This is a genomic window from Cellulomonas wangsupingiae (assembly GCF_024508275.1).
In the GTDB taxonomy this organism is placed as follows: Bacteria; Actinomycetota; Actinomycetes; order Actinomycetales; family Cellulomonadaceae; genus Cellulomonas; species Cellulomonas wangsupingiae.
Window position 1 is genome coordinate 4,078,159 of the sequence record NZ_CP101989.1, and the last position, 24,249, is coordinate 4,102,407.

Here is a 24,249-nt window from a genome sequence, read left to right on the forward strand (position 1 = left end):
GAAGTCAGCCGCGGGCAGTCAGCCGGGGGCAGTCAGCCGCGGGGCAGTCAGCTGCCGGGCGATCCGTCGCCGCGCCCACCCCGGCGGCCGCCACGACGCGATGCCGTCGTCCGGGACGCGGCCAGCGCGATGAAGACGACACCGACGGCGAGGAAGACCGTGCGGCTGCTGTCCCCGCCGGCGACGCCGGAGAGCCCCAGGACGAAGAACACCAGCCCGAGGGCGAGGAACGCCCCGTCCTGCGTGTCGGTCCGCGACTCGGCGTCGCCGGGAGCCTGCGCACCCTCGTCGACGGCGCGCTCGGCCTCGTCCTGCTCGTCAGTCATGCGGTGCGCTCCTCGACATCGGTCACGGGACCGTCAGCCTCGCACCGGGACGCGGCGACCGCGAGCCGCGGCGACGGCCCCTGCGGCGACGACGAAGCACGTGATCGCGCCCGCCACGAGGGCCGTCCCCACGACGCTCTCGTCACGGAGCCCCAGCAGCAGGAGGACGAACCCGATCGCGGAGGCGGCCGCCCACAGGGCGGCGAGGGCGGGGCGGGTGGTGGGGCGCTGGTCGGTCATCTCGTCTCCTGGTGTCGGGGGTACGTGGATGATGACGACGCTACGAGAAGCACCGGGACCGGGACACCGCCCCGGGGACGAACTACGGGGTCAGCCTCGAGAACGAGCCTGTGGCCACGTCGCGCGGGCCGCCGCTCACCGGCTGAGGACCAGGGCGCGGCCCGACGACGCCCGGGTCAGCTCGTCCGGCTCGAGGTCCCGGTCGCTGCGACGGTCGCCCGCCTCGACGGCAGCGCCGTCCGCACCGGCCCCGCGGCCGCGCCACACCTGCATGACGGCGTGCGACAGGGACGCGACCCCCATCGTCATCAGCGCCACGGCCATGGGCAGGTCGTGACCCACCCGCAGGACGCCCATGACGACCACGACGACGCCGAGCGCCACGCTCGCCGCCACCTGCACGGCAGGCGGCCAGGGCTCGCCCCGCGTCCAGCTCTGCCTGATGCTCATCTGCGTCTCCCGGTGCCGTCGCGGCCCTCCCGCGTCGTGCTCCCGACGCTACGCAGCCGGCCGACGTCTGCCGACCCCCTCCAGGACGACCGGCCCTCCATCGAAAGGACGAGGCCGGCCGACGCGCTCCTCACCCCGTGGGGGCACCGGTGGAACGACGAGGCCCCGCACCGGATCACCGGTACGGGGCCTCGCGAGCTCGCGTGCAGCGAGTCAGGTCAGACGGACACGACCTTGACGGTCACGTCCGCCGACACCTCGGGGTGCAGGCGGACCTTCACCGTGTACTCGCCGGTCGACTTGATCGCCTGGGCGACCTCGATCTTGCGCTTGTCGACGGCCGGGGCACCGGCGGCCTTGATCGCGGCAGCGATCTCGGCCGTCGTGACGGCACCGAACAGACGACCCGACTCGCCGGACTTGGCCGAGACGGTGACGGGGTTGGCCTGCAGGGAGTCCCGCACGGCCTTCGCGTCGTCGAGCGTGGCGATCTCGCGGGCCTTGCGGGCACGACGGATCGCGGACACGTCCTTCTCGGCACCCTTGGTCCACGGCGTGGCCAGGCTGCGCGGGATGAGGTAGTTACGGGCGTACCCGTCCTTCACCTCGACGATGTCGCCAGGTGCACCGAGACCGGTGACCTCGTGGGTCAGGATGATCTTCGCCATGGGTCAGTCCTTTCTCAGCGAGCCGACGACGAGTACGGCAGGAGAGCCATCTCGCGTGCGTTCTTGACGGCACGGGCGATCTGGCGCTGCTCCTGCACGGAGACGCCCGTCACTCGGCGCGCGCGGATCTTCCCGCGGTCGGAGATGAACTTGCGGAGCAGAGCCGTGTCCTTGTAGTCGACCGTGTCGATCTTGGCGGCCTTGAGGGGGTTCTGCTTCTTCTTGGGCTTGCGGACGACGGGCTTGGCCATCGCGGTGCTCCTTGTCTATGGAGCCCCGAGCGTTGCCGTGCTCGGGGATGAGAGTTCAGGTGTGCGAGGCGCCGATCAGAACGGGGGCTCGTCGGAGTAGCCGCCGCCGGACCCACCACCCGCGGGCGTCGCCCACGGGTCGTCGGTCTGGCCGCCGCCGGAGGACGAGCCACCGCCGCTGAAGCCGCCACCGCCGAAGCCGCCGCCACCACCGCCGCTGCCACCGCCACCGAAGTTGCCACCGCCGGAGCGCTGGGTCCGGGTGACCTTGGCGGTCGCGTACCGCAGCGACGGGCCGACCTCGTCGACCTGCAGCTCGTACACGGTGCGCTTCTCGCCCTCGCGGGTCTCGTACGACCGCTGCGAGAGCCGGCCCTGCACGATGACGCGGGTGCCCTTGGTGAGGGACTCGGCGACGGACTCGGCCGCCTCACGCCAGATCGAGCAGCGGAGGAACAGCGTCTCGCCGTCCTTCCACTCGTTGGACTGGCGGTCGAACGTGCGGGGCGTGGACGCGACCGTGAAGTTCGCGACCGCGGCACCGGACGGGGTGAAGCGCAGCTCCGGGTCCCCGGTCAGGTTCCCGATCACCGTGATGGTGGTCTCGCCGGCCATGACGGCCTCCTCGCTCGTTCGGAAGGTTCGGCTGCGGCGTGGTGCCGCGGATGCTGGGGCCCGACGCTAGCGACGGGCACCGACACGCAGGTCTCAGGCCTCGCGGCGCAGGACCTTCGTACGCAGGACGACCTCGTTGAGGCCGAGCTGACGGTCCAGCTCCTTGGCCGTGGCGGGCGACGCGGTGAAGTCGACGACGGCGTAGATGCCCTCGGCCTTCTTCTGGATGTCGTACGCGAGGCGACGACGGCCCCACACGTCCACCTTGTCGACAGTCCCACCGTCGGTCTTGACGACCGTCAGGTACTTGTCGAGCGACGGGGCGACGGTGCGCTCCTCGATCTCGGGGTCGAGGATGATCATGATCTCGTACTGACGCAGGCTCATACCCACCTCCTCTGGTCTTCGCGGTCACGGTCGTTCCGTGACAGGAGGGTTCTCAAGCGTCTCGACGTGCCCGTCCCCGACGAGTGTCAGGAGAGTGGGCACGACGAACCGTCCGCGAACGGACGGCGGTGGCCCAGCGTACCGGGTGGCACGCCGGGAACCGAATCAGGCTCCGCCGCCCGCGTCCTCGCCGCCGCCCGGCGGTTCGACCGGGGGCGCGCTCGGGCTGGTGCTGGGCGCCGGTGTGGGGCTGGGCTGCGGCGGTGGCGGCGGACCGCTGGAGACGACGAGCGTCACGGTGGACCCCGCCGGGAGCGTCGCGCCCTCGCCGGGCTCCGCACGGATGACGCGGCCCTTGGGCACCGTCTGCGACTGCTCGGTGACCACGGCGGCCACGAGGCCCGCACCCTGCAGGACGCCGGAGGCGTCCGCCTCGGTCCGGTTCACCAGCCCGCCCGGCACCTGCACGTCGGCCGGCTGCGCGGGCTCCTCGGGCGTGGGCTCCGGGGTGGCGGTCTCGGTCTGCGTGGGCGTCGGAGTGGCCTTGCCGCCGATGTTGGCGCGTGCCGGGAAGTCCTGCACCTCCTGGTACTTCGGGTGCGTGAAGACCTTGCCCATGTAGTCCGCCCAGAGCACCGCGGGGTACGACGACCCGGTGATCTCCTTGTAGTCGCCCCACTCGCTGATCGTGTCGAGCGACTTGCCGTCCTGACCCTGCTGGGACAGCGCCACGGCCGTCGCCAGCTGCGGCACGTACCCCACGAACCACGCCGACTTGTTGAAGGACGACGTCCCGGTCTTGCCGGCGATCGGCCGGTCGAGCTTGTTGATCTGGGCCTTGCCGGACCCCCGCTCGACGACCTGCGTCATCGCGTAGGTGGCGTCCGCCATGACGTCGGCCGGGAACGCGTTCGTCCCCGTCGTGTCGGGCTGCCACGCGACCTGGTCGTCGTTGTCGAGGACCACCTGCAGGATGTGCGGGGCGCGGCGCACGCCCTGCGCGGCGAACGTCGCGTAGGCACCGGCCATGTCCAGGGGACGCACGTGGTCGGAGCCCAGCACGTTGGACGGCACCGTCGTCAACGGCGTCGTGATGCCCGCCGCCTCGGCCGTCTTGGCCGTGTTCTCGGGCCCGACCTCGATGTTGAGCGCGGCGTACACCGTGTTCACGGAGTTGGCGGTGGCCTCGACCAGGTCGATCGTGCCCGCGCCCTTGTTGCCGTAGTTCTGCACGTCGACCTTGCCGCCGTCCCACTCGGGGAACCGCTGCGGGGAGCTGCCGTCGTACTTCTTCGACAGGCTGATGCCCTGCTGCAGAGCGGTGACGAGCGTGAACGGCTTGAACGTCGAACCGGCCTGGATCTCGTCGAACGTGGCCGTGTTCTTCGCGTCCGTCAGGTAGTCCGGGCCGCCGTACAGGGCCACGATCCCGCCGGTGGCCGGGTCCACGGACACCACGGAGACGCGCAGCCGCTCGTTGGGCGGCTCGCCGTCGGACAGCTGGCCGGCCCGCAGCGCCTCGGCGGACTCGACCGCCATGTGCTGCACGGCGGGGTCGATGGTCGTGATGATGTCGAGGCCACGGGTGCGCAGCTCGCCGGCCGTCCACATCTTGGTGGCGAGCAGCTCGTTCTCGACCATCTCGAGCAGGAAGCCGTTGGGGCCGCGGTACGTCTCGGACTGCTGGAACGGGATCGTGGCCGGGAACGTCTGCGCGGCCCGCTCCTCGGCGCTGAGCCACCCCGAGTCGACCATCGAGTCGAGCACCAGGCCCCAGCGCTGCTGGGACTTCTCGGGCGCGACGGCGGGGTCCCAGTTGTTGGGCGACGGGATCAGCGCGGCGAGCATCGCGGCCTCGGAGACCGTGAGCTCGGCGGCGTTCTTGCCGAAGTAGGACTTCGCGGCGGCCTGGATCCCGTACGAGTCACGACCGAAGTAGATCGTGTTCAGGTAGCGGCCCATGATCTCTTCCTTGGACTCGCTCTGCGCGATCTTGATCGCGAGGATCGCTTCCTTGGCCTTGCCCAGGTAGTCCGTCGTGGTGTTCTGGTAGTAGCGCTCGACGTACTGCTGGGTCAGCGTCGACCCGCCCTGCGTCGGCTTGCCCTGGATGTTGTTGATGAAGGCGCGGGCCATGCCGGTGATCGACACGCCGCGGTTCGTGAAGAAGGTCTTGTCCTCGCCCGCGGCGACGGCCTGGCCGATGTGCGCGGGCAGCGTCCCGTAGTCGACGATCTCGCGCCGCTGCTCGGCGAAGGTGCCCATGACGGGACCGGGCTGGCCGGGCTGGTCACCGGCGAAGTACACGGTCGTCGTCTCGAACTTCGCCTCGGCGAGCGGGGACGGCGGGTCGATGAACGCGAACGCCGCCGCGCCGGCACCCAGCACGAGGAACATCCCGCCGATGAACGTGCCCAGCACCACGCGCCACGAGGGCAGCCACCGGTGCAGCCCGGTGTGCTCCCGGCGGGGGTAGTTCCAGAACCCGCGGGACTCCTGCGGGGCGGACTCGGACGCGGTGCGACGCGTCGATCGCCTGGCGCGCGACGGCGCTGCACGGCGCTTGCTGGCTGCCAACGGGTGACCTCTCGTGCCGACGACGGTGCTGCCTGGCGTCGCCGGGCACCCGTCACCGGGCGCGCCGGGCGGACGCTGCCGCGCCCAGTATGGACGAACGTCCGGAGCCGGCCTGCCGTGACGACGCCCAAGACGTCCGGATCGGCACGACCCTTCACACGATCGGCACGGGGCGTCGACGCGCTCACCCCGCCTGCCCCCCACGCGCGTGTTGTGCGGACGCTCGAGATCGACATAGTCTCCGGATGTATCGAGTTGATACATCGGATCCGCCGAACAGTCGGTTCCGCAGCCGACGTGTGAGGACAGGAGGATCCGGTGCGCGGACGTTCAGACGTGCTCGAGCCCGCCATCCTCGGCCTGCTCGCCGAGTCCCCCATGCACGGGTACGAGCTGCGCAAGCGCCTCAACCTCGTGCTCGGGTCGTTCCGCGCCCTGTCGTACGGCTCGCTGTACCCGTGCCTCAAGGGGCTCGCGGACCGCGGCTGGATCGTCGGCACCGAGGCGCCCAGCGACCGCGCCGTGGCCTCCAAGCGCGCACGCATCGTCTACGAGCTCACCGCCGACGGCAAGGAGCACCTCCAGGAGGTGCTCTCCTCGTCCGGCCCGGCCACGTGGGAGGACGAGAACTTCGACGTACGGTTCGCGTTCTTCGCCCAGACCGACGCCGAGACGCGGCTGCGCATCCTCGAGGGGCGGCGCACCCGGCTGACCGAGCGGCTCGAGACGGTCCGGCAGTCGTTCGCCCGGACCCGCGAGCGCATGGACGAGTACACGCTCGAGCTCCAGCGCCACGGTCTCGAGCAGGTCGAGCGCGAGGTCCGCTGGCTGGACGACCTCATCGACAACGAGCGCGGCGTACGTCGCGCTCGCCCCGAGGGCGGTGGCCGGCCGGCCGCCGCTGCAGACGACGCCGAGGGCATCTCCGAGGCGCGAAACGAGAAGGAGCGAGGATGACCTCCATCCGCGTCGCCATCGTCGGCGTCGGCAACTGTGCCGCGTCGCTTGTCCAGGGTGTGCACTACTACCGGGACGCCGACCCGCAGGGCAAGGTCCCCGGCCTGATGCACGTGCAGTTCGGCGACTACCACGTCCGCGACATCGAGTTCGTGGCCGCGTTCGACGTGGACGCCAAGAAGGTCGGCTTCGACCTGTCCGAGGCGATCTTCAGCTCGGAGAACAACACGATCAAGATCTCCGACGTCCCGCCGCTCGGTGTGACGGTGTCGCGCGGTCACACGCTCGACGGCCTCGGCAAGTACTACTCCGAGACGATCGAGGAGTCGGACGCCGAGCCCGTCGACGTCGTCCAGACGCTCAAGGACCTGCAGGTCGACGTCCTGGTCTGCTACCTGCCCGTCGGCTCCGAGGCCGCCGCGAAGTTCTACGCGCAGTGCGCCATCGACGCGGGCGTCGCCTTCGTCAACGCGCTGCCCGTGTTCATCGCGTCGGACCCCGAGTGGGCCGCGAAGTTCGAGGCCGCCGGCGTCCCGATCGTCGGCGACGACATCAAGTCGCAGGTCGGCGCGACCATCACGCACCGCGTGCTCGCGCGCCTCTTCGAGGACCGCGGCGTCATCCTGGACCGCACGTACCAGCTGAACGTCGGCGGCAACATGGACTTCAAGAACATGCTCGAGCGCGAGCGCCTGGAGTCCAAGAAGATCTCCAAGACGCAGGCCGTCACGTCGAACCTCACCGACGGCCCGCTGGCCGGCAAGAAGGACGACCGCAACGTCCACATCGGCCCGTCGGACTACGTCGCGTGGCTCGACGACCGCAAGTGGGCGTACGTGCGCCTCGAGGGCCGCGCGTTCGGCGAGGTGCCCCTGAGCCTGGAGTACAAGCTCGAGGTCTGGGACTCCCCGAACTCGGCCGGCATCATCATCGACGCGGTGCGCGCGGCGAAGATCGCCAAGGACCGTGGCATCGGCGGCCCCCTGCTGTCGGCGTCGACGTACTTCATGAAGTCCCCGCCGGTGCAGACCGAGGACACCGAGGGCCGCGTCAAGGTCGAGGCCTTCATCCGCGGCGAGCTGGAGCGCTGAGCTCACGCTGAGGCGTCGCTGACAGCTCCACCCCGAGGGCCCGGTGCACCACGCACCGGGCCCTCGCGCGTCGTGCCGGGCGTCACCCTCGGGGCGCTGCCACCGCCGCCACCGGGTTGAGCATGTCCGGCCCTTCCGGGCCGTGCGGCACCCGCACGCTGGTGCCGGACACGGGGTCGACGAGCAGCAGCGTGAGCGGCGAACCGTCACCAGGGCACGGCCCCGGGCCGGTGGAGACGGGCAGGAGCCCGCCGTTGCCGTGGTCGGGCTCCACACCGCCCCCGGCACCGTCCATGTCGCGGTCGGTGACGAGCGGTCGCACCGTCCCGTCGGCCGCCAGGACGGCGGGGGTCGTGCACCAGGGATCGAGGGACGTGCCGAGCGGCGCGACGCCAGCGGCCAGTGCGCCGTCCCCGGCCGGCTGACCGAACCACGGCACCGGGTCGCCGGTCACCAGCTCACGCACGACGAGCGGCTCCCGCTGTCCCGTCACGTCCGCGCGGACCAGCCGCGGCCGCGTCGACGACTCGGACGGAGGCGTGGACGTGCCGGCGTCGGCACACACGAGCAGGACGGACGTCGCGTCGGTCCACCCCCCCGGCCGGCACTGCTGACCGGCCGGCACGAGCGAGGCGCTGAGGGACGTGCCGGTGGCCAGCTCGACGACCTCGACGCCGCTGCCCCCCGGGTCGAGGTACGCGTCGAGCCACAGGAGGGCACGCCGGCCGTCGGGGCTCAGCTGTGCGCGGTGGCTGAGCAGCCAGGGCCCGCCCGGGACCTGCTGCGCCGCACCGCTCCTCGGCACCGTCCACAGGGTCGACCCGACCCCGCCCATGCTCATCTGCTGCCACACCTCGGTGCCGTCGGGCTGGTTGCCCACGTGGAGCGTGTAGGGCGGCAGGCCACGGCCGTCGGGGGTGACGGCGCCGGTGCGCAGGTCGACGACCGTGCGCGTCTCGTCCGGGCCCCCGGAGGCCAGCACCACCGTGTCGGCGTCGGGCCAGGCGACGGGCGCCGGCGAGACGTCGGCAGGCAGGTCGACGGCGTGGAAGAGCTCCCCCGCCGGCGAGACGACGACGAGGACGACCGGCAGAGCGGTGCCGTCCTCCTGGAACGGGTCACCTCCGGTGCTCTGGTAGCCCACGACGCCCCACCCGGGGCCGATCGCCGCGAGGGTCGCGGCGTCCAGCGCGTGCATGGGCGGCATGCCGACGCGCTCCACGGCCACGCGCTCCACGGCGTCCACCGTGGCCGTCGGGCTCGCGACGGGTCGCGGTGAGACGGGCGACGTCGGCGTCGGGGTGTGCGCCGGCGTCGGGGTGTGCGCCGGCAGCGGCACGTCGCGGTCCTGCAACCCGAACCACCCCGCGGCACCGACGACGAGCACGGTCGCGGCAGCCACCGCCGAGTACGACGTCGTGCGGCCCCGGCGCGCCCGGCGGACCCGCGCGTGCAGGTCCTCCAGGGCCTGCGGGGACGGCTGGGTGCCGGTCTCGAGCTGCTCCTGCACCTGCAGGCTCCGCTCCAGGCGGCTGGTCAGGTCGTCGCTCATGACGCACCTCCTCGACGGTCGACGAGCGTGACGGACGACGCCTCGGCGTCCGGAGCCGATCTGGTGCCCAGCAGGGCGTCGAGGGTCGCGACGCCGTCCGAGACGTGCCGCTTGACGGCCCCCTCGCTGATGCCGAGCAGACGTGCGGTGTCCCGTACGGACACGTCGTCGAGGTGCCGCAGCACGACGCACGCCCGTTGCTGGGGCGACAGCGAGCCGAGCGCGGCCGCGACGTCCGCGTCGAGCATCTCCGAGCGCAGCTCGGTGTCCTCGGCGGTGGCGTGCGCCAGACGCACCACCGCGGTCCTCTCGCGGGCCCGGCGGCGCGTGCCGTCCACGAACCGGGACGCCACCGCCCGGCGCACGTACGCCTCGGCCTGCGGCACCGACCCGAACGACGCCCGGGCGCTGAACGTGCTCACCAGCGCGTCGTGCACCACGTCCTGGGCCTGCGCGCGATCACCCGTGAGCACGGTCGCGTACGCCACGAGCCCGCCGTACCGCTCCTGCACGAGCCGGTCGAGCATCGGCGCCCATCCCTGGCTCACGTCGTCCCCGTCATCTCAGCGTCCCCGTCTCCGCCGGCCCACGTCGGCCGTTCGCACTACAACGTCGCAGGGCCCTCGCCGGTTGTGGGCCGACCGGCCGCGGCCCGTGCGTCCGTCGCGCACACCGCAACGACCGTCCCGACCCGCGGGTGTGCAGGGTTCGTGGTGCTCAGCGCCACGAACCCTGCACACCCCGGCGCGTCGTCCACAAGGTCGGCGTCCGCCGGCCCGGGGGGCCGTCCGGTGCGGGAGCGTGGCGGGGTGAGCTCGTCCGTGGTGCGCTCGGTGGGGTCGGTCCCCGGGGCGTCGATGCTGCTGTCCGGCCGTGGCGCGGCGTCGGCGCGGCGGGTCGACGTCGGCGGGATCCCGGCGCTTCGGGAGCTGGGCGACGCGTTGCGTGCGACCGTCGTGCGGCAGGACGGTGTCGCGACGACCGCGCAGCTCGCCGCCGGCGGCGTCGAGAGGTCGGTCGTGGCTCGCCGCGTGCGCAGCGGCCACTGGCAGCGGGCCGTGCGCGGCGTGGTCGTGCTGCAGTCCGGCCCGCCGACGTGGCGTCAGCTCGCCCGGGCGGCCCTGCTGGCCGCCGGTCCGGGCGCCGCCCTGTCGCACCGGTCGGCCGGGTTCGTGCACGGTCTCCTGCGCGACCCGGGCAGCGGCTTCGTCGTGAGCGTCCCGGCGCAGCGGTACGTCGTCGCCCGGCCAGGGCTGACCGTGCGACGGCGACGGACGATGCCGCGCTCGTCCGGCTCGCTGCGCAGCGTGGACATCTTCGGCACGGTGCTCGACCTCGTCCACGAGACGGCCGACGACGACGCGGTCGTCGCAGTGCTGTGCGACGCGGCGCGGCTGCGCGTGCCGACCTCCCAGGTGGTCGACGAGGCCGCGGGGCGCACGGGCCTGCGCCACCGTGCCCTCCTCCTGGACGTGCTCGGCGACCCGACGGCGCGGGTCGAGTCCCCGCTGGAGCACCGGTACGACCGTGACGTCGAGCGGGCCCACGGGCTGCCGCGCTCGCTCGGCCAGGTGGCGGACCGCGTCGACGGCCGACGGATCCGCTCCGACCGGCGGTACGCCGCCTGGGGTGTGCGGGTCGAGCTCGACGGCCGGCTCGTGCACGCCGGCCGCGTCGACGCCGACGTGTGGCGCGACAACGCCGTGCGCGTCGAACGCGGCGACGTGACCCTGCGGTACCGCTGGCGCCACGTGGCGGGTGCCCCGTGCGCGACCGCCGCCCAGCTCGCCGCGGCCCTGCGCGCCCGCGGCTGGCCCGGCTCACCTGCCCGCTGCTCCCCCGACTGCCGGGTGGGTGTGCAGGGTTCGTGGTCCTGAGCACCACCAACCCTGCACACCTCGCGCCGACGGTCGTCAGCGGGCAGGGACGACGTCGACGGACGTCACCCGCCAGTCCCCGTCCTCGACGACCTGGTCGACGTCGCCCCGGTCCTCGAACCAGGACACCGTCGTGACGTCACCCGTCGCCAGGTCGACGCGGACGGTGCGCTGCGGATCCGCCCGGCCACCCGCGTAGCAGCCGTTGAGGAACGTCCAGACGCCGCCGCCGGCGAAGGTCAGGTCCGTGCCGTGGTCGTACGGCGACCAGCCCTCGGTGAGCGAGCGGACCGTGCCGTCCTCGAGCACGGCCGGGTCGGACGTCACGTCGCACGGCGCGGGCATCACGACCCGTCCGAGCCCGACGCGCCCGTCACCGAGGGGCCAGGCGTCCCGCACGGGGACGTCGCTGGTCGCCAGGGGCGTCGCGGGTCGGTCCTGCGCGACGTCGACGGCGGCCAGGCGCCACGCGCCGGCACCGTCCGGGCAGGCCGTGAGCACCGCGTGGGCGCCGGCCCACCCGGCGAGGCGGCACGCGGGGTCGGCGGGTGCGCCGGCGACGGGATGCGTGGCGCCGGTGCGCACGTCGAGGCCCAGCAGCCCGCCGTCCGGCGCGTGCAGGGCGAGCCACGCGCGGTCGGGGCTCAGGGGGTGCAGCCGGTGCGGCAGCGCCACGTCGCCCAGGTCGCGGGTCGTGCCGTCGGCGGCGACCAGGCGCAGCGTGCCGGCGGTGTGCAGCACCGCCGCGGGGTCCTCGCCGGTCGCCGCCACCGCCTGCTCCGGATCGAGTGCGACGCCGTACCCGGGTGCGATCGGCGAGTAGTGGGAGCGCTGCTCCGCGTCGAGCGCGAGCAGCTCCGCCGGCATCTCGGAGAACAGCCACGCGGACTCCCCGGTCGCGGTGAGGCCGAGCGGGTGACGTTCCCAGTCGAACGGCACGGGTGTCAGGACCCCGGTGGTCAGGTCGAGCAGACCCTCGAAGGACCCCTCCCCCTCCCAGGGGGACGCGGCTGCGAAGGCGGTGGGCTCCCCGACGCGCCAGTCGTCGACACCGGCGGCGAAGGCCCCGTCGACGTCGAGCAGCGGGGTCCGCTCGCCCGTGGGTGCGACGAGCGCGATCACCGTGCGCCGGTTCGCGGGGTCCCACGGGGCGGCGCCGCCCTGCCCCGCGCGCTCCTCGACGACCGTCGCCAGCGTCCAGCCGGGACCGGCCGCCGCGAGCAGGTCCGCGACCGGGACGTCCCGCGGCGAGGCCACCTGGACCGGTGCGCCCAGCGGCAGCAGGGTGCCCGGCGACGCGGTCGGGGCGGCGCTCGGCACGGCGGCGCTCGGCGTGACCGAGGGCACCGGGTCGACAGCGGCGGGCGGCACGACCCCGCCCTGGGGACCCCACGTCGTCAGTCCCGCCGCCGCGACGACGACCAGCGCGCCGACGCCACCGCGGCGCACGTCGCGCAGGACGCGACGGCGACGGACCGTGCGACGGGCGACCGCGAGCGCGGCGTCGGACGGTCGGGCGTCCGCGTGGGCACGTTCGACGTGCTCCTCGACGCCGCCGAGCAGGTGTCCGAGGTCAGTCACGACGCACCTCCGGTGCGGGGATCAGCTCGACGGGGACGGTGCCACCGGTGAGCGCGGGGGTCCCGAGGCGCGCCTGCAGGCGCGCGGTGCCGTCGGACGTGTACCTCTTGACGGCCCCCGCGCTCAGGCCCAGAGCGGTGGCGGTCTGCTCGACGGACAGGTCGTCGACGTGCCGCAGGACGACGCACGCGCGCTGCCGCACCGACAGGGTCTGCAGGGCCTCGACGATGTCGCGGTCGAGGCCTGTCGGCACGAGCTCGTCGGCGGGGTCGGGCCAGGACACGCGACGTTCGACGGCGCGGCGCTCGGCGGCGGCCGTCCGTGCCCGGTCGATGGACCGGGTCACGATCGCGCGCCGCACGTACTGCTCGGCCTCCCCGACCGACGTGAACCGTGCCCGCCCCGCGAAGGTCGCCACGAGCGCGTCCTGCACGAGGTCCTCCGCGTCCGCGCGCGTCGTGACGAGCAGCGCCGCGCGCGCCAGCAGCCGGGGGTAGCGCTCCCGCGCCACCTCGTCGAGCAGCCGTTCCCAGCTCCTGGCCACACCGTCCTCCTCGTCCGCGGACCCCAGGATGGAGAACGGAGCCCGTCCCCGAAAGGTTGGGGGGGCGATCGGCTGCCTGCGGGGTACGGGGACGTAACCTTGGCAGGTGCAGGTGATCTCCGACCTCAGGGCCCTGTGGCCCCTGACCGGCTTCCGCCGGCTCTTCGCCGTCCGCCTGGTCAGCCAGGCGTCCGACGGCATGTTCCAGATCGGGCTCGCCACCCTGTTCTTCTTCTCGCCGGAGAACGCGTCGACGGCCACGGGCGTCGCGGCCGCGTTCGCGGTGCTGCTGCTGCCGTTCACGATCGTCGGGCCGTGGGCCGGGGTCCTGCTGGACCGGTGGCGGCGCCGGCAGGTGCTGCTGTACGGCAACCTCGTGCGGGTCGCCCTGACGCTCGTCATCGCGACGATCATGCTGACCAGCGGCGTCGGGCCCGCGGTGTACGTCCTGGCGCTGGTGACGCTGTCGGTCAACCGGTTCCTGCTCGCGGCGCTGTCCGCGTCGCTGCCGAAGGTCGTCGACGGCCCGCTGCTGCTGACCGCGAACTCGCTGACCCCGACGCTCGGGGCCGCCGCTGCGGGCGTCGGCGGGGCGCTCGGCTTCGTGCTGGGGCTGCTGCTGCCCACGGGCCGGGTGCGCGACGCGGCCTGCCTGCTGGTCGCCGCCGCCGTCATGGGCTGCGCGTCGGCGCTGGCCACGCGGCTGGCGCCGGACCAGCTCGGCCCGGACCAGCGTGCCGCCGGCTCCGACGTGCGCGCCGCGCTCGGCGAGCTGGCCCGCGGGCTCGTCGCGGGGGCCCGGTACCTGGTGGCGCGCCGCACGCCGGCGTACGCGCTGGGCATCATGGCGCTGCACCGGTTCTGCTACGGCGCCGTGTTCATCGCCAGCATCCTCATCTCCCGCAACCTGCTCTCCGACCCCGCGGACGCGGCCGCCGGCCTGGCGACGTTCGGCAGCGTGCTGGCCGCGAGCGCCGTCGGGTTCGCGCTCGCGGTGGTCCTGACGCCGGTGCTCAGCCCGCGCGTCGGCCCGCACGTCTGGATCGTGCTGTGCCTGCTGCTCGCCGTGGTCAGCCAGCTCGTCCTCGTCGTGAACGTGTCGCTGCCCGCCGTGCTGCTGGCCGGCGGCGCGCTGGGCCTCGCGGCGCAGGGCGCGAAGATCGCGGTCGACACGATCGTGCAGCACGACACCGCCGACGCGTACCGCGGCCGCGCGTTCTCGCTGTACGACGTCATGTACAACGCCGCGTTCGTCGGCGCCGCGGCGCTCGCCGCCGTCGCGCTGCCGGACACGGGGTGGTCGCCGGTGCTGTTCGCGGCGCTCGCGGCGGTCTACCTGGCCGGTGCGATCACGTTCGCCCGCGGACCGCGGACGCCGGCGGTCGTCGAGGCACCCGTGGTCGGTGCCCCCACATGAGCGACGCGGGCACGGTCACGCCCGACGGCGCGCCGGCGTACGACGACGCGCTCGGTCCCGACGACCTCCTGTCGGGGCCCCTCGCCCACGCGATCCTCGAGGGCGGGCCCCTGGCGATGGCGGTGTCGGACCCGCGCCTGCCGGGCGACCCCCTGGTGTGGACGAACGCCGCGTTCACGTCCCTGACCGGGTACACGGCGGAGGAGGTCCGCGGCCGCAACTGCCGGTTGCTGCAGTGCGAGGACACCGACCCGCAGGTCGTCGCGCGCATCCGCGCCGCGCTGGAGCGCGGCCACGACGTGCAGGAGGTGCTCCTCAACGCCCGCAAGGACGGTTCGCAGTTCTGGAACCAGCTGGCGATCACGCAGCTGCGGGACGACGAGGGCCGCGTGACCCACCGGGTCGGCGTGCAGGTCGACGTGACCGCGGAGGCCGTGGGCGACGCGGCCCGCGACCTGGAGCTGTCGCTCATGCACCGCACGGCGGACCGGCTCGAGCTGCTCGCGCGCGTCGGCGAGGAGGTGTCGCGGCACCTGGAGTACGACGACGCCGTCGACGCGCTGGCGGACCTGGTGGTCCCGCGTCTGGCGACGTGGGGCTTCGTCGCGATGACCTCCGAGACGGGCCGCCTGGAGCGGGTCCACGTCGTGGCGTCGGACCCGGAGCACGCGTCGGCCGCGCACGCGCTCGGCACGCAGGGCACGACGTGGCTCATGCACTCCCCGCGGGTCGCCCAGACGCTGGCCGCCGGCGTCGACCACGTCCCGATGCCGCTGCCCGTGGACATCGCGAGCCTCCCGGGGCGGACGACCCCCGACGAGCTGCAGCTGCTGCAGACCCTCGGCCTGGGCAGCGCGCTGCTCGTCCCGCTGACGGGCCGGGACCGGGCGCTGGGCGTGCTGTGCCTGGTGCACCATGAGGTCGACGGGTTCGACCGCGAGATCGTCGTCACCGCGGCCCACCTGGGACGACGTGCGGGCGTCCTGCTGGAGAACGTGCGGCTGTACCTCGCGGAGCGCGACGCGGCGCTCACCCTGCAGCACAGCCTGCTGCCGGTGCTGGGCGACGTCGGCGGCCTCGACGTCGCCGCCTCGTACCTGCCGTCGGGGCGCCGGGCCGAGGTCGGTGGTGACTGGTTCGACGCGTTCGTGCTGCCCGACGGTGCCGTGAGCCTCGCCGTCGGCGACGTCGTGGGCCACGACCTGCGGGCCGCGGCCTCCATGGGGCAGCTGCGCTCGCTGCTGCGCGCGGCCGTGTGGCGGGGCGACCGCCCCGGTGAGGCGCTGGAGCGCCTGGACGGCCTGGTGCGGGCGCTCGACGTGGCCGACGTCGCCACCTGCGTGCTCGTCCGCTGGGAGCGCACCGACGACGGCGCGCACCTCACCTGGGCGAGCGCGGGTCACCCCCCGGTGCTGGTCCGGCTGCCCGGCGGGCACGTGCACGGCCTCGACGGCGGGCGCAGCACACCCATCGGCCTGCCCCCGGTCCGCCCCGGCACGGTCCCCGAGGTGTCGGGCGAGCTGCCGCACGGCGCGATCATGGTGCTCTACTCCGACGGTCTGGTGGAGCGCCGCGACCGCGGCCTGCGCGAGGGCATCGACGCGTTGTCGGCCGCGCTGTCCGCCGTCCCGGACGACGCGAGCGCGACGCAGGTGTGCGACGCGCTCACCGACGCGCTCGTCGACGAGCACCAGGAGGACGACGTGTGCCTGCTGGTGGTCCGGCTCGACTGAGGCGCGTCAGCGCCAGGTCGTCGACGAGAGCAGGCCGAACGGGGCCGCCGGGTCCTCGTGCACCGGCAGGAGCTCGTCGACCCGGCCCGTCGCGAGGTCGAGCGCCCACATCCCCGAGGCCGTGAGGTCCGTGGGGCACCCCGGGGGCCCGGCGACGACCACGCGCCCCGGGGCCGCGACGAGTCCCCGGTGCACGAGGTCCCCGGCAGGGACCGCGGGAAGCGGCGTGCCCGCCAGGCCGTCGAAGCGTCCCAGGCCGGTCCCGCACACGCGGGCCACCGCGTCCCCGTCCACCTCGCGCCCGACGACGTCGACCTGTGCCACCACGCTGCCGTCGCCGAGCGGGATCCCCGTGCGGTCCGTCGGGACGACGTCACCGGTGACCAGCGCGCGCCGGGTCGTGCCGCCGGTGACGGTGTCGAGGAGGACGAGCGCCGGACCGTCGGCCTCGGCGGGGACGAGCGTGCGCGGTTCGCGGTCGAAGCACGTGAGGAGCAGGTGCGTGGCGTCGGACCAGCCCGCGGGCCGGCACCACCGGCTCGGCAGCTCCAGCTCGCGCTCGCCGGCGCCGGCCCGCAGGCGGACGACGGCGCCCTGGACGTCCGCGGTCGTCGTGCCGTCCGGGGAGGTCGGCAGGAGACTCTCCGCCGACGGCGGCACGGGCGTGGTCGCGCCCGTCAGCAGGTCGACGGCGATGCTCTCGCTGTCCCCGCCGCCCGTCGCGGTGATCACGCTCGCCGACGCCGCGGCTCGGTCCCACCCGCCGACCGTCACCGCGTGGTCCGGTGCGCGCACGACGTGGCGCACCTCGCCGTCGGGACGCACCAGCAGGAGGTGCACCTCCCGGTGCCCCGCGTCCGGGGCACCGTCGGCGAGATCGAGCAGCGTGTCCGGCGTCCACAGCGCCAGGACGGTCCCGGGGGGTGCGTCGCGCAGCTCGTCCGGTGCGGCGGACAGCATCGGGGGCAGCCCGCCGACCTCGACGGTCGCCGTGCTCGGCGCGACGGGGGGTGACGCCGCCGGGGTCGGGGAGGCCGTCGGCCGGGTCGGCTGCGGGACCGTCGACGCGGGCGCCGCAGGCGGCACGGGCGCGCGGGGCGACCACAGGACCACGCCGCCGACGAGCAGCACGGCGGCCGCCGTGCCCGTCACCGCGAGCGCCGTGCGGCGCGTGCGGGCCGCGCGGACCGCCGTCCGCACGCTCGCCACGCTCGCCTCCGTCGGCGACGCCGCGAGCGCGGCCTCGCGCTGCGCCTCGGCCGTGTGCAGCACGTCCGTCAGGTCCGGCGTCCACTCAGCCACGGGACTCCTCCTCGGTCGGCACGAGGCGGACGCGCACGCCTGCCCGCTCGGGGTCGGGCGCCCGCACGCCCAGCAGCGCCTGGAGCGCGCGGACCCCGTCGGCGGTGTAGCGCTTGACCGCCCCGTCCGACAGGCGCAGCAGCACCGCGGTCTCGTGCACCGACAGGTCCTCGAGGTGCCGCAGCACGACGCACGCCCGCTCGCGGGGTGCGAGCGTCGCGAGCGCCCGCTCGACGTCGTCGGCGAGCGCGGTCGACGCCTCGGCAGGGTCCGGTGCAGCCGCGACGGGCAGTGCCGCGAGCCGTGCGGCCCCCGCACGCTCCCGGCCGCCGCGGCGCAGGCCGTCGACGTACCTGGTCGCCAGAGCGCGTCGGACGTACTGCTCGGCGGCGGGCACGCTGCCGAACCGGGCGCGGCCGACGAACGTCGCGACGAGCGCGTCCTGCACGAGGTCCTGCGCGGCCGCGGGGTCCCGCACGAGCATGCGGGCACGTGCGAGCAGCGCCGGGTAGCGGACGCGGACGAGCTCGTCGAGCACGTCGTCGGAGCGCGTCACGCGCGCGCCCCGGGCCTGGTGGTCGTCACACGCTGAACAACGTCCGCACGGCGAGAACGGTTGGGGTGCTCAGGACCCGCGCTGCGCCCACCACGCCAGCAGCAGCTCGCGCGCCCGCTCCTGGCCCAGCGGTCCGTGCTCCATGCGCTGCTCGAGCAGGTACCGGTACGCCTCGCCGACCTCGCGCCCGGGACGGATGCCGAGGATCTCCATGATCTGCGTCCCGTCGAGGTCGGGCCGGATCGACGCGAGCTCCTCCGCCTCGCGCAGCGTGGCGATGCGCTGCTCGAGGCTGTCGTACGCCGCCTTGAGACGTGCGGCCTTGCGCTGGTTGCGCGTCGTGGAGTCCGAACGGGTCAGGCGGTGCAGCCGCTCCAGCAGCGGGCCGGCGTCCGTGACGTACCGGCGGACCGCGGAGTCCGTCCACTCGCCCTCGCCGTACCCGTGGAACCGCAGGTGCAGCTCGGTCAGGCGGGCGACGTCGTTGACGGTCTGCTTGTCGAACCGCAGGGCCTTGAGCCGCTTCGCCGCGAGCTTCGCGCCGACGGCCTCGTGGTGGTGGAAGCTGACGCCGCCCGCCGGCTCGAACCGGCGCGTGCGGGGCTTGCCGATGTCGTGGAGCAGGGCCGCCAGGCGCAGCGTCAGGTCCGGGCCGGGGACGGCGCCGTCCGGGCCGGTCTCCAGCGCGATCGCCTTCTCCAGCACCATCAGGGAGTGCTCGTAGACGTCCTTGTGACGGTGGTGCTCGTCGATCTCGAGCCGCAGCGCCGGCAGCTCGGGCAGGACGTGGTCCGCCAGGCCGGTGTCGACGAGCACCTCGAGCCCCGCGCGGGGGTACGGCGCGAGCAGCAGCTTGGTGAGCTCGTCACGGACACGCTCGGCCGAGACGATCTCGATGCGTCCCGCCATGTCGACGATCGCCGCGCGGGCCTCGTCGTCCAGCCGGAACCCGAGCTGGGCGACGAAGCGCGCGGCCCGCATCATCCGCAGCGGGTCGTCGTCGAAGGACCGGCGCGGGTCGATGGGCGTCCGCAGCACGCCGGCCGCGAGGTCGGCGAGACCGTCGAAGGGGTCGACGAAGACGAGGTCCGGCACGCGCACCGCCATGGCGTTGACGGTGAAGTCCCGCCGGGACAGGTCGCCCTCGAGGGTGTCGCCGAACTGCACGAGCGGCTTGCGGGACGTCGGGTCGTACGCGTCGGTGCGGTACGTCGTCACCTCGACGACGACGTCCTGCGTCGCGCCGCGCCGGCCGGCGAAGCGCCGCGCCCCGACCGTCCCGAACTCCCGGCCGATGTCCCAGTGCGCGTCGCCCCACGCAGCGAGCAACGGCTCGGCCTCGTCGGGCGTCGCGGACGTCGTCAGGTCGAGGTCGTTGCTGACGCGCCCCAGGAACGCGTCGCGCACGGGCCCCCCGACGAGTGCGAGCTCGTGGCCGGCGGCGCGGAACCGCTGACCCAGGTCGATCGCGTCGGGCGCCATCGCGGCGAGGGACTCCAGGGCGCGGCGGCGCAGCTGCTGCACGGCCGCGGCGTCGGGCTGGTCGGTGGGGACGTCGGGCACCGCACAAGCGTGCCAGAGGTCGCGACCGGCGTGCGTCGCCGGGACGGCCCGGGGGGGCGTGGGCGGGCACCGGCGCAGGCACACGTCGTCGGCACGAACGGAACGGGTCAGGAGGAGTCGTTACAGTGTCGGCATGTCCACCGCCGCCCGTCCGCCCGGTCACGGGCGAGTGCCGGCGCCGCCGGGAGGGCATCCCCTGCGCATCGACCCGTCGCGGATCGCCCACCGGACGCACGTCGCGCTGCCCGTCGTCGACGAGACGTCCGCGGGTGGACTGGTCGTGCTGCGGCAGGAAGGGCACTACGCGGCGGCCGTCATCGCGCGCCGCAACCGGGCGGGCCGCCTCGAGTGGTGCCTGCCGAAGGGCCACCTCGAGGGCGACGAGACGCCGGAGGAGGCCGCCGTCCGCGAGATCGCGGAGGAGACCGGCATCACGGGTCGGATCCTGCGCCGCCTCGGGGTCATCGACTACTGGTTCTCCGGGGACGAGCACCGGGTGCACAAGGTGGTCCACCACTTCCTGCTCGGTGCCCTGCACGGTGAGCTCACGGTGGAGAACGACCCCGACGGCGAGGCGGAGGACGTCGAGTGGGTCCGTGTGGCCGACCTGTCCGAGCGGCTCGCCTACCCCAACGAACGACGCCTGGCCGGCATGGCGCTGACGGTCCTCACCGACGGATGAGCACAGCAGCCCGCCGGGCCTCGTCCCTCCTGCTCGTGGCGCTCGTCGCCCTCCTCGCGCTCGCGGGGCTCACGGCACCGGCCGCCACCGCCACGCCACGCCCGTCACCCGCCGCGGGCGACGACGGGGCGCTGCCGGTGCGCGTGCAGATCACGCAGGTCACGCCGGTCGTGCTGAGCCCTGGCGAGGACCTCGTGGTCAGCGCACGGCTGACCAACACCTCGAGCCAGACCATCGCCGCACCCCGGGCCGTGGTGCGGCTCGAGCGCGTCCGGCCCGGCACCCGCGAGGACCTGCAGAGCTGGCTCGACGAGCCGGCGACGGGCCGGCGGGCCGGGGACCGCGCCGCCTGGGTGGCCGCGGACGGCCCGCTCGAGCCCGGCGCCTCCGTCGAGCTCCAGGTCACCGTCCCCGCCGACGAGGTGGGGCTCCTCGACCGTCCCGACACGTGGGGGGCACGAGGGCTGGCGGTCGAGGCGACCGACGGCGCCCGCGTCGGTCTGCAGCGGTCCTTCGTGCTGTGGGCGACCGGCGGCGACGTCGCGCAGGCGCGGGTGTCGCTGCTCGCCCCGGCCGTCGGCCCGCCCACCGTCCCCCAGGACCTCGACGTGCCGGCGCCCGGGCCGCCGACGCTCGCGCAGCTCGTGCAGCCGGGCGGACGGCTCGCGTCGACGCTCGAGATCGCGCGCACGAGCCCCGACGTCGCCCTGGTCGTGGACCCCGCGCTCGTGGCGGCCGCCCGTGCCGGCGGGCAGGACGTCGCGGCCTGGGCGGACGCGCTGGCCGCGACGGCGGTGGGCCGGGACGTCGTCGCGCTGCCGTGGTCCGACCCCGACCTCACCGCGCTGGCCCACGCGGACACCGTCGGGCTGCTCGACGCCGCCGTGCAGTCGTCCGCGGCCGCCACGGCCGGTGCCGTCGACGGCGGCAGGCCGCTGGCCGCCCGCACCGACGTCATGTGGGCGCCCGGTCCGACGACCGACCAGGCGACCGCCGACCTCGCGGCGCGCGGCGGCGCCTCGGTGCTGGTGCTGGCACCCGACGACGTGCCCTCCGACACCGACGCCGTCGGCGCCCGGACCACGCTGCCGACGGCGTCCGGCCCCCTCGTCGGCCTCGTGCCCGACGGGACCCTCGGCGCGCTCCTGGCGGACCCCGAGCGTCTCGACCCCGACGCCACGCCGGCGACCGTCACGCAGCGCGTGCTCGCCGAGCTGTCCATCCTGGCGCGCGGCTCCGACGAGGGCCTCCAGCACGTCCTCATCGCCCTGCCGCGTGACGCCGACCCCGACCCCGCCCTCGTCGGCGCCGTGCTGGACGCCGTGCAGAACGCTCCGTGGTCCCGCACGGCGCCGCTGACGGCACTGCTCGGGTCGACCGGCGAGGACGACCGCGCGGCGCTGCCCGCCTACGCGAGCGCGCCCGACGTGCTGGAGCCCGACGAGGTGCGGCGCCTGGCACAGTCGCGCGACGCCACCATCGCGTTCGCCGAGGTCACCGACGACGCGGCGACGCTGCTCGACGGTGTGGACACGACGGTCCTCGCCCCGCTCGCGACCGCGTGGCGCCAGGACCCGCCGGACCGTCGGCGCCTCGTCGACGCGGCCGTCGCCGCGGTCGACGCGCGCCGCATCGGCCTGACGCTGGCCCCGACCAGCACGCAGAACCTCATCAGCGCGGACACCGAGGTGCGGTTCTCCGTCCGCAACGACCTGCCGACCGCGGCCACGGTGCGGGTCCGGGCCACGCCCCGCAAGGCGTGCCTGCAGACCGAGCCCAGCGCAGCGGTCGTCGTCCCACCCGCCGGCGAGGAGGTCGTGACCGTCGCCGTGCACGCGATCGCCAACTGCGAGGTCGTGGTCGAGGCGCTCCTGACCAGCGAGGACGGGACGGCGCTGGCGCAGCCCGTGACGTTCGTGGTGCGGGCGTCGCCGACGGTGGAGTCGGTGGGCACGGCCGTGGTCGGCGTGCTGCTCGCGGTGGGGCTCGTGCTGGGCGTCGTGCGGACCGTCCGACGCGGCCAGAGCGCCCGCCGCGGCGCCCGCCTCGTGCACGACGACGAGGGCACGCGCCCGCTGCCGGTGCTCGGCGGGAGCCCGGAGGTGGACGCGTGAGCGGCGCGACCCCGCCCCCCGGCGATCCGCAGGACCTGCCGGGCGACCCCGCGTCGCCGTCGGAGCCGGTCCGGCCGACCGGGGGCGACCGGCCGGCCGGGGGTGACCGGCCGGCCGAACGACCCGGTGACGGCGTCCGGCGCGGCGCGGCCCTCATGGCCGGCGGCACCGCGGTGTCGCGCCTCCTGGGGTTCCTGCGCGCCATGGTGCTGGCCGTCGCGATCGGCGGCACGGGCCAGGCGGCCGACGCCTTCTCGGTGGCCAACAAGCTGCCGAACGTGCTCTACATGCTGCTCGCCGGCGGCGTGCTCAACGCGGTGCTGGTGCCGCAGGTCGTGCGGGCCTACAAGCGTCACGCGGGTCAGGAGTACGTCGACCGGCTCCTGAGCTTCGGGTTCGCGGTGCTCGCCGGTGCCACCGTCGTCCTGACGCTGGCGGCGCCGTGGCTCGTGCGGCTGTACGCCGACCCGTGCAGCGACGCCCAGATCGCGCTCGCGACCTCGTTCGCGTACTGGTGCGTCCCGCAGCTGTTCTTCTACGGCGCGTACGCGCTGCTCGGCCAGGTGCTGAACGCGCGCGGGTCGTTCGGGCCGTACATGTGGGCGCCCGTCGTCAACAACCTCGTCTCCATCGCCGGGTTCGGCCTGTTCATCGCGCTGTCCGGGCAGGTGCGCTCCGCCGACGACTGGAGCGACGCGCAGATCGCGCTCTTCGCGGGGTCCGCGACGATCGGGGTCGCGTGCCAGGCCCTCGTCCTCGTGCCGTTCCTGCGTCGCGCAGGCGTGCGCTACCGGTGGCGGTGGGGGCTGCGCGGGTCGGGCCTGGGCCGGGCGGGGACCGTGGCGACCTGGACGTTCATCGGCCTGGCCATCGGCCAGCTGGGGTACGTCGTCGTGTCGCGCGTCGCCTCCGCCGCGCCGGGCGCCACCTGCAGCCCCACGACGCAGATCGCGGGCAACGCGGCGTACGACTACGCGTTCATGCTGTTCATGCTCCCCCACTCGCTGGTGACGGTCTCCCTCGCGACGGCCCTCTTCACGCGGCTGTCGGCGCAGGCGCACGACGGCGACGTGCCCGGGGTCCGCGCGAGCCTGTCGTCCGGCCTGCGGGTCGTCGGGCTGTTCACGCTGCTCGCCGGCGCGGGCCTCGTCGTCCTCGCGGAGCCCGTGGTCCGCATCATCCTGCCGAGCCAGCCCCAGGGCACCGTCGACGCGATCGCGGGCGTCGTGGTGGCGATGGCCGTCGGGCTGCCGGCGTTCGGTGCGTGGTCGATGTGCCAGCGCGTGTACTACGCGTACGAGGACGCCAAGGGCATGGTCCCCGTGCAGGTCGTGATGGCGACCGTCGTGGTCGCCGGGACGCTGCTGGGCCAGGCGGTGCTGCCCAACAGCGCGTGGGTCGCGGGCGCCGGGCTCTCGATGAGCGTGTCGTACGTCGTGGGGACCCTGCTGGCGATGTTCGCGCTCCGGCGCCGGCTGGGCGGCGCGGTCGACGGCGCACGCGTCCTGCGGACCCACGCCCGTGCGGGGCTCGCGGCGCTCGTCGCCGGGGGCGTCGGGTACGGCGTCCTGGCCGCCGTCGGAGGCACCGGGCCGGACGGCTTCCCGGGCGCCGTCGTGCAGTGCGCGGCGGTCGGGACCGTGATGACCCTGGTCTACCTGGGCCTGCTGCGCCTGCTGCGGGTGCGGGAGCTGGACCAGCTGCTCGGGCCCGTGCTGCGACGCGTCCGGGGGCGCCGCTGACGGCGGTCCGTCTAGCATGCTCAC

23 protein-coding genes are annotated in these 24,249 nt (G+C 74.5%); 8 read left to right on the forward strand and 15 right to left on the reverse strand.

Features of this window, described 5'->3' with window-relative positions; translation table 11 throughout:
- Positions 1-47: 47 nt before the first annotated feature.
- From NP075_RS18845 to NP075_RS18880, 8 genes are all read right to left on the reverse strand, one after another.
- Positions 48-326 (reverse strand): hypothetical protein, encoded by a 279-nt coding sequence (locus NP075_RS18845; protein WP_227563631.1) that lies wholly within the window; start codon positions 324-326, stop codon positions 48-50.
- Positions 327-359: 33 nt separating this feature from the next.
- Complete coding sequence (locus NP075_RS18850) at positions 360-566, reverse strand: hypothetical protein (RefSeq protein WP_227563632.1); 207 nt, start codon at positions 564-566, stop codon at positions 360-362.
- A gap of 135 nt (positions 567-701) precedes the next feature.
- Complete coding sequence (locus NP075_RS18855) at positions 702-1,016, reverse strand: hypothetical protein (RefSeq protein WP_227563633.1); 315 nt, start codon at positions 1,014-1,016, stop codon at positions 702-704.
- A 218-nt stretch (positions 1,017-1,234) separates the two neighbouring features.
- Positions 1,235-1,684: a 50S ribosomal protein L9 gene (gene rplI, locus NP075_RS18860; protein WP_227563634.1), complete on the reverse strand. Its 450-nt coding sequence runs from the start codon at positions 1,682-1,684 to the stop codon at positions 1,235-1,237.
- Between the two features lie 14 nt (positions 1,685-1,698).
- Positions 1,699-1,935 carry a 30S ribosomal protein S18 gene (gene rpsR, locus NP075_RS18865; protein WP_062101988.1) on the reverse strand — a complete coding sequence of 79 codons (237 nt, stop codon included), beginning with the start codon at positions 1,933-1,935 and terminating at the stop codon, positions 1,699-1,701.
- 75 nt (positions 1,936-2,010) lie between these two features.
- Positions 2,011-2,550 (reverse strand): single-stranded DNA-binding protein, encoded by a 540-nt coding sequence (locus NP075_RS18870; RefSeq protein ID WP_227563635.1) that lies wholly within the window; start codon positions 2,548-2,550, stop codon positions 2,011-2,013.
- A 93-nt stretch (positions 2,551-2,643) separates the two neighbouring features.
- A complete protein-coding gene (gene rpsF / locus NP075_RS18875) occupies positions 2,644-2,937 on the reverse strand; it encodes a 30S ribosomal protein S6 (protein ID WP_191783233.1) in 294 nt (97 codons plus the stop codon).
- Positions 2,938-3,102: 165 nt separating this feature from the next.
- Positions 3,103-5,514 carry a penicillin-binding protein gene (locus tag NP075_RS18880; RefSeq protein ID WP_227563636.1) on the reverse strand — a complete coding sequence of 804 codons (2,412 nt, stop codon included), beginning with the start codon at positions 5,512-5,514 and terminating at the stop codon, positions 3,103-3,105.
- 318 nt (positions 5,515-5,832) lie between these two features.
- On the opposite strand from NP075_RS18880, the gene NP075_RS18885 reads away from it, so the two are divergent.
- Together NP075_RS18885 and NP075_RS18890 are read left to right on the forward strand one after the other, a co-directional pair.
- Positions 5,833-6,471 carry a PadR family transcriptional regulator gene (locus NP075_RS18885; protein WP_227563637.1) on the forward strand — a complete coding sequence of 213 codons (639 nt, stop codon included), beginning with the start codon at positions 5,833-5,835 and terminating at the stop codon, positions 6,469-6,471.
- The gene (locus NP075_RS18890) at positions 6,468-7,562 is read left to right on the forward strand and encodes an inositol-3-phosphate synthase (protein ID WP_227563638.1); all 1,095 of its coding nucleotides are present in this window, start codon (positions 6,468-6,470) and stop codon (positions 7,560-7,562) included. The genes NP075_RS18885 and NP075_RS18890 overlap by 4 nt, the downstream gene beginning before the upstream one ends.
- Positions 7,563-7,644: 82 nt before the next feature.
- On the opposite strand, the gene NP075_RS18895 is transcribed toward NP075_RS18890, so the two are convergent.
- Complete coding sequence (locus NP075_RS18895) at positions 7,645-9,114, reverse strand: hypothetical protein (RefSeq protein ID WP_227563639.1); 1,470 nt, start codon at positions 9,112-9,114, stop codon at positions 7,645-7,647.
- Complete coding sequence (locus NP075_RS18900; protein WP_227563640.1) at positions 9,111-9,662, reverse strand: RNA polymerase sigma factor; 552 nt, start codon at positions 9,660-9,662, stop codon at positions 9,111-9,113. The genes NP075_RS18895 and NP075_RS18900 overlap by 4 nt, the downstream gene beginning before the upstream one ends.
- 261 nt (positions 9,663-9,923) lie before the next feature.
- On the opposite strand from NP075_RS18900, the gene NP075_RS18905 reads away from it, so the two are divergent.
- Positions 9,924-10,991, forward strand: a complete 1,068-nt coding sequence (locus NP075_RS18905) for a type IV toxin-antitoxin system AbiEi family antitoxin domain-containing protein (RefSeq protein ID WP_227563641.1) — start codon at positions 9,924-9,926, stop codon at positions 10,989-10,991.
- A 36-nt stretch (positions 10,992-11,027) separates the two neighbouring features.
- Here the strand turns inward: NP075_RS18905 and NP075_RS18910 are convergent, their stop codons facing one another.
- Entirely contained in the window at positions 11,028-12,572 is a 1,545-nt protein-coding gene (locus tag NP075_RS18910) for a hypothetical protein (protein WP_227563642.1), read from the reverse strand.
- A complete protein-coding gene (locus NP075_RS18915) occupies positions 12,565-13,116 on the reverse strand; it encodes a sigma-70 family RNA polymerase sigma factor (RefSeq protein ID WP_227563643.1) in 552 nt (183 codons plus the stop codon). Before NP075_RS18915 ends, NP075_RS18910 begins: the two co-directional genes overlap by 8 nt.
- A 106-nt stretch (positions 13,117-13,222) precedes the next feature.
- Between NP075_RS18915 and NP075_RS18920 the strand changes: the two genes are divergently transcribed.
- Both NP075_RS18920 and NP075_RS18925 read left to right on the forward strand, forming a co-directional pair.
- Entirely contained in the window at positions 13,223-14,533 is a 1,311-nt protein-coding gene (locus tag NP075_RS18920) for an MFS transporter (protein WP_227563644.1), read from the forward strand.
- The gene (locus NP075_RS18925) at positions 14,530-16,266 is read left to right on the forward strand and encodes a SpoIIE family protein phosphatase (RefSeq protein WP_227563645.1); all 1,737 of its coding nucleotides are present in this window, start codon (positions 14,530-14,532) and stop codon (positions 16,264-16,266) included. The genes NP075_RS18920 and NP075_RS18925 overlap by 4 nt, the downstream gene beginning before the upstream one ends.
- A gap of 6 nt (positions 16,267-16,272) precedes the next feature.
- Here NP075_RS18925 and NP075_RS18930 read toward each other — a convergent pair whose 3' ends face one another.
- The 3 genes from NP075_RS18930 to NP075_RS18940 form a co-directional block, all read right to left on the reverse strand.
- Complete coding sequence (locus tag NP075_RS18930) at positions 16,273-17,568, reverse strand: RAD23 family protein (protein WP_227563646.1); 1,296 nt, start codon at positions 17,566-17,568, stop codon at positions 16,273-16,275.
- Complete coding sequence (locus NP075_RS18935) at positions 17,561-18,124, reverse strand: sigma-70 family RNA polymerase sigma factor (RefSeq protein WP_227563647.1); 564 nt, start codon at positions 18,122-18,124, stop codon at positions 17,561-17,563. Before NP075_RS18935 ends, NP075_RS18930 begins: the two co-directional genes overlap by 8 nt.
- Before the next feature lie 69 nt (positions 18,125-18,193).
- Entirely contained in the window at positions 18,194-19,606 is a 1,413-nt protein-coding gene (locus tag NP075_RS18940; protein ID WP_250788356.1) for a CCA tRNA nucleotidyltransferase, read from the reverse strand.
- A gap of 214 nt (positions 19,607-19,820) precedes the next feature.
- Here NP075_RS18940 and NP075_RS18945 point away from each other — a divergent pair, with 214 nt between their 5' ends.
- Genes NP075_RS18945 through murJ form a run of 3 tightly spaced genes read left to right on the forward strand, consistent with a single transcriptional unit; the run spans position 19,821 to position 24,225 of the window.
- On the forward strand, positions 19,821-20,369 hold the full coding sequence (locus NP075_RS18945) for an NUDIX hydrolase (RefSeq protein ID WP_227563649.1): 549 nt from the start codon (positions 19,821-19,823) through the stop codon (positions 20,367-20,369).
- Entirely contained in the window at positions 20,366-22,483 is a 2,118-nt protein-coding gene (locus NP075_RS18950) for a DUF6049 family protein (protein ID WP_227563650.1), read from the forward strand. Before NP075_RS18945 ends, NP075_RS18950 begins: the two co-directional genes overlap by 4 nt.
- Positions 22,480-24,225, forward strand: a complete 1,746-nt coding sequence (gene murJ, locus NP075_RS18955; protein WP_227563651.1) for a murein biosynthesis integral membrane protein MurJ — start codon at positions 22,480-22,482, stop codon at positions 24,223-24,225. The genes NP075_RS18950 and murJ overlap by 4 nt, the downstream gene beginning before the upstream one ends.
- Positions 24,226-24,249 lie beyond the last annotated feature (24 nt).